General features: G+C 56.0%; 1 protein-coding gene. It reads left to right on the top strand.

From position 1 onward, the window contains the following. Window positions 1-118: 118 nt before the first annotated feature. On the top strand, window positions 119-273 hold a 155-nt coding region (locus SB764_RS40205), incomplete at its 3' end, for a nitronate monooxygenase (RefSeq protein ID WP_410866781.1).

Genomic DNA, 273 nt, shown 5'->3' with positions numbered 1-273 from the left:
CGCTGCATAGCGGTCAAATCCTTTCCATGGGGTAATGACTGTTTTGCCTGCCCGTCGGTTGACCGGTCACGCTCTCGAGACGAACATTGCCACAAACCTTATTTGGAGGGGAATAGACATGACAAACCAGACAGACAATCGAGCGTTGCTGCGTTTGCTGGGCATCGAAAAGCCGATCATTCAGGCGCCCATGGCCGGCGTCAGTACGCCCGCACTCGCTGCCGCCGTATCCAATGCAGGTGGTCTGGGTTCATTGGGCGTTGGAGCGATGAA

The organism is Paraburkholderia sp. SIMBA_027 (assembly GCF_046535315.1).
GTDB classification, from domain to species: Bacteria; Pseudomonadota; Gammaproteobacteria; order Burkholderiales; family Burkholderiaceae; genus Paraburkholderia; species Paraburkholderia tropica.
The sequence above is the reverse complement of the archived record's forward strand: the minus strand, read 5'-3'. Positions and strand labels throughout refer to the sequence as shown.